Below are 4,874 nucleotides of genomic sequence, written 5' to 3' on the forward strand. Positions count from 1 at the left end.
TTTCAGTTGTAGTTGTAAGCTTGTTAGGATTTGTGATTAAAATTGGTACTCTCTTTTGAGTCGCAAGAGCTGATATTGTAATTACGTCAGGGAAGTTAGTTCCATCAACTAGCATTGCTCCATCAGTTTTTCCAGTAAGTGCTCTTACCTCTTTACCTATTTCTCTTGCAGTTCCATATCTATCTGATCCAGCGTATCTTATCACGTTGAAATCTTTTAGCTGATCTACAACTTTTTGAGAGACAGAATCTAGTCCTCCTGATATAATTACATCACCTATTCCACGTCTTTTTAGTTCGTTAAAAGTCTCTGTAGTGATGTCGTTTGTATCTGTTAGAAGTATTGGACAATCTCTTTCATTTGCTAGCACTGTAGCTGTCAATACATCAGTATACTTTTTACCATTGGCTAAGATTGCAGTTGCTCTTTTTGTTGGAGGGTTGACTGTTCCGCCTCCGCCACCATCACCAGGATTGTCAGGTTCTTTGACTATTTCAAAGTCTTGGATATGTTCTCCAAAATAAGTAATTCCCATTCCACTTTCAATTTGAATGAATTTTAGTGGATCAAGAAGCTGAACTGCTTCTATTTCAAGGAATTCATAGTTGAATAATTCGTATTTTAAAGTAGACGAATCAACCTTAGAATCAACTGAAATAACTTTTTTATCTTCATCATACTTTGCATTAAAATCATTATTATCTAAAATTCCAAAATATGAATCTGCAAATTGAGTAGGAAAAGAATTATTGATATACCTTACTGGTAAGTCAATATCAAAAATGTTATTATTTTTAATAACTTTATCGTGGTTATATTTTTGATTATACATACTTACATTAAAACAAGAATAAATATTATTATAGAAGTCAATATTTTTAAACATACTAGGATCTTTAATTTTATTAGAATCTAAATTTACAATAATTTTATTTTTTTCTTTGTCACTATTCCAAATACTAGAATCATTTACAAAATCAAGAAAGTTAATATCGCTAATTTTATTGTCCATAAACGATATATATATGAAATTAGTAATATCATTTTTACCAACAACGTTTTTTAGATCTGGTACTTTTTCAATATTATTATCGTCAAATTCGATGTAATACAAATCTTTCAGCTCACTAATAAATGAAATATCAGAAAGATTACTATAAGAAATATCTATTTGCTTTAGTAATTTATTAGTGGAGAGCGAATCTACATTATTCAAATTTTGAAATCTTAATTGCAAATATTGTAGGTTATTAAGTTTTGATATGTATTTAATGTCAGAATCATTTATGTTTGGTTCACTGACAAATTCACCATCTACAAGATTAGAAGGAGCAATAATTCGTAGTATTTCTAAATTATCTAAATTGGATATTGGTTCTAAGCTGAAAGTAGACTTATTTTTATCGAGACGAATTTCTTTTAATTTTTTTAAGTCTTTTAAAGGCGATAAATCAGTTTGAGCTGTTTCAGTCATATATAGATTTGTAAGGTTTTCCATATATTTAAAACAGTCTATATTCTTAACTTTATTTCCAGTTTTTGCAATATTATGTATTTTCAAATCCTTTATTCCCTTTAAATCTTTTAGATAAACATTGCTTGAACCACTATATTTAGTGAAAATATCGTTTAATAGAGGGTCGTTGATATCTATCTTGGTATTTTTATCATACTCAGAAGGTTCGTATGATGAATCAGCTTGAATATGAGCCACATTTCCATCACCAAGAGGAATCATAACTGAGTCATCAGCTGCAAATATTTTTCCAAAATTAAAGAAGATTAAAGCAAGTGAAAGTAAAAATAACTTGATTATGTTAGTTGAATTACGAGTATTAGTCATAAATAGTACCTCCTATATTATTAACTATAATAATTATTATATTTAACGGTATAGTAACATAAGTACTTATGATAATGCAAGAATTGCTTCTATAAACAGAATATTCTGTAAATTAAAATATATATAGAAAAGAACCACTAATAAAGGTATAAAAATACTTTAATGTTGTAAACTATTTTAAAGTATAATATATTCTTCACTAGTGGTTCTTTTTTTGTTGAAAAATTTATAAAGTAGAGGCTTCTTTGTAGAAAGAAATTTAGTTAATAAGCATTTAGAATAAAATACAAGTATCTTTTAATAATATAGATGTATTGAAAGAATTTTCTGTCAATACATCTATATTATTTATTATAATACTAGAAAAATATTATTTCAATAAAATCACGAAAATATACCCTTTGACGAGTATAAAAATTATAGAAAATAAACAATACTGACTAAAATACGTTTAGTCTAAATTTTAATTATAATAGAATTATATTTATTTTTTTCTTTAACTAAATTATAATTTTTTATGTATTTTATCTTGACCCAATAATCTAATATTTCAACAATTGTATCTCTGATTTTCTTTTTTTCTTGAGTAGTATCAGCATTTAAGTCATCATAAACAGTTACTAGATTTATTTCTGTACTTACATCTTTTTCACTGTTGTCTGTAGAAAGCTCTATTAATTTTATTACATGAAGCATATATTCTTTTATAATAATATTTTTCTTAGTAGAAGAGATAGGAGCTCTAATAATAGTAGCATCAAGAGGCTCAATTTTTGAATATTCTTTTGATATTCTATATAATATGGGCTCTCTTAAAATGCGTATTCCTTCAGATTTTGAAGATTGACCATTTACAACAAAATTGTTATCTTCAAATAAAATATACAATAAGTTTTCTTTTACAACATTATCATTATAAAAAGCTGATTTTGAAGGATCTTTTAAATAAAGTGTTACTTCTGTCATAGACATTTTATTTATTGAATATTTAATATCATCAATTTGGCCTTGGTAAGGTGATCTGGATTTGAATCCTGTTAAAGCATGTAATATCATTTTGTATGTCATAGAGCTTAAACCGGATTCATAAAGAGTACATATTGCTCTAAGAACTCCAAAATCGTATAAATTGAATTTGCTAGATATAAAGATATCTTTATCTGAAGATAGAATGACGGATGATGCAAAATCTTCTTCAGCAGTTTCTACTTGATGTTTTTCAAAAAGGTTTATACCACTAAATATCATTTTATTTACAGAACTATTTAAAGCAAAAAGAGAGTTTATTTTAGTAGTATTTATCTTGATCAGAGAATCACGATCATTTAGAGTATCCAAAGTTTGAAAAACTCTTTTTCTCCAACTATCATGAGTTTTATAAACTTCCATTAAGTATTGAATGGTATCTTTTTTATAAAAAAAATTCATATTAAGTTTATGGATTGTATATAGAAGTTTTTTATCAAAATTATTTAGTAAGTTTAAAAATTCATTTAAATTGCTCGAAAAAAGTTCTATATAAGTAGACTCGCAGTTAAACTTATTTGAATACGTAATTGTTTCCAACTGATCTAATAACTTTTTTGTTTCAGAGATAAGAGGATCTTCAAAAAGACAATCTTCGCCATAACATTTTACGTCTAAATTAGCCTCAATAATTTCTTTAATGTTATTATAATTTTCCACAAAATCCCCACCTTTAATCATATTAATATCTATATTATATTATACAATAATTTAGAAAAAATAACACAATTTATTTAATAATTAAATAAATGTATTTCTGTAATATTGATAATATTAAGTTTAAATAGCAGATATGAGATTTCTATAATAAATATTTAAGTAAGTTGAAATATAAACAAAACGTATATTTTTTTACACATTATGTTAAAAATATTGATATAGTATTATAGAAATTCATATGGTATAATCAGCGAAAAGAGAAATTCGTAGAGTAATAAATAATTGATAAGGAGTGTAGTTATGAGACGTATGGACAGAGAAGTGGTTTCTAAAGAAAGAATACGTGATGTTGTTGAAAATTGTAATTGCTGTAGACTGGGATTTAACGATAATGGTGAAATTTATATTGTACCTCTAAATTTTGGATATAAATTTGATGGAGAAGGATATACTTTTTATTTTCACGGAGCAAAAGAAGGTAGAAAAATAGACTTAATAAAAAAATGTCCTAATGTAGGTTTTGAAATGGATACAAACTATGAGTTGGAAAAATCTGATTTTCCCTGTGCTTATTCAGCTAAATATCAAAGTATAATAGGAAATGGAATGGTTAAAATTGTGGAAGAACATAGTGAAAAAGTAGAGGGCTTAAAGCTGATTATGAAGCAAAATACAAAGAATTATGATTGGCAATTTGATGAAAAGATGATAAAAAAAATTATGGTTTTTAAATTAGAAGTAAATAACTTAAGCTGTAAGGAACATAGATAGAATTTATAAAAAAGAGTAAAAATTATTTTAGAAAATAAAAAAACATCTCGTCTGTATTAATGCTGAGATGTTTTTTTTAGTGTTCATCATTAATTTACTAATTGATTTTAATATAAATCAATTGTTACTGGTAGTGTATTACCTTCCTATAGGTGTTGACACTCTATCTAGCCTTTGAGATATCTTCACTGCTGTAGAGTATCTATCAGCTCCATGTATTCTTTCTTTATTAGTTACTTTTAATCCATCATATACAGATTTAGATACTGAATTTTCTCCACCACCTACAAGTATGCTGTCTATCTTCCAGTCAGCTATATCTTTAGCTGTTATATCTGTTAGAGAAGATGGTTTTGTAAGGTGAATTGGGCACTTAAACTTAGCTGCTAGTGAGTTGATTGTGATTCCATCTGGGAAGTCAGTTCCATCTACTAGTATCATGTCTGTCTTATTTCCAGTAAGTGCTCTCACTTCTTTACCTATTAGCGAAGCTGTTTCATATCTATCAACTCCACCTATTCTAGATACTGAAGATATTTTTAAATCAGTATTTAATCTATCTTGTATATTCTTT

At 26.6% G+C, this 4,874-nt stretch carries 4 protein-coding genes; 1 reads left to right on the plus strand and 3 read right to left on the minus strand.

The window, feature by feature from the left end:
• Positions 1–1,843, minus strand: a 1,843-nt coding sequence (locus C0982_RS10210) for a cell wall-binding repeat-containing protein (protein ID WP_145994523.1), incomplete at its 3' end; no start/stop codon positions are given.
• 456 nt (positions 1,844–2,299) lie between these two features.
• Positions 2,300–3,529: a hypothetical protein gene (locus tag C0982_RS10215; protein WP_101774086.1), complete on the minus strand. Its 1,230-nt coding sequence runs from the start codon at positions 3,527–3,529 to the stop codon at positions 2,300–2,302.
• A gap of 300 nt (positions 3,530–3,829) precedes the next feature.
• Here C0982_RS10215 and C0982_RS10220 point away from each other — a divergent pair, with 300 nt between their 5' ends.
• Positions 3,830–4,300 carry a pyridoxamine 5'-phosphate oxidase family protein gene (locus C0982_RS10220; RefSeq protein ID WP_101774087.1) on the plus strand — a complete coding sequence of 157 codons (471 nt, stop codon included), beginning with the start codon at positions 3,830–3,832 and terminating at the stop codon, positions 4,298–4,300.
• Positions 4,301–4,438: 138 nt separating this feature from the next.
• Here C0982_RS10220 and C0982_RS10225 read toward each other — a convergent pair.
• A partial coding sequence (locus C0982_RS10225) for a cell wall-binding repeat-containing protein (RefSeq protein ID WP_145994524.1) occupies positions 4,439–4,874 on the minus strand: 436 nt, incomplete at its 5' end.

It is taken from the genome of Peptostreptococcus faecalis (assembly GCF_900240845.1).
Taxonomy (GTDB): domain Bacteria; phylum Bacillota; class Clostridia; order Peptostreptococcales; family Peptostreptococcaceae; genus Peptostreptococcus; species Peptostreptococcus faecalis.

What these genes read in the sequence shown, in the direction of transcription:
- C0982_RS10220 (WP_101774087.1), top strand. Translation starts at nt 3,830, where the DNA reads ATGAGACGTATGGACAGAGAAGTGGTTTCTAAAGAAAGAATACGTGAT.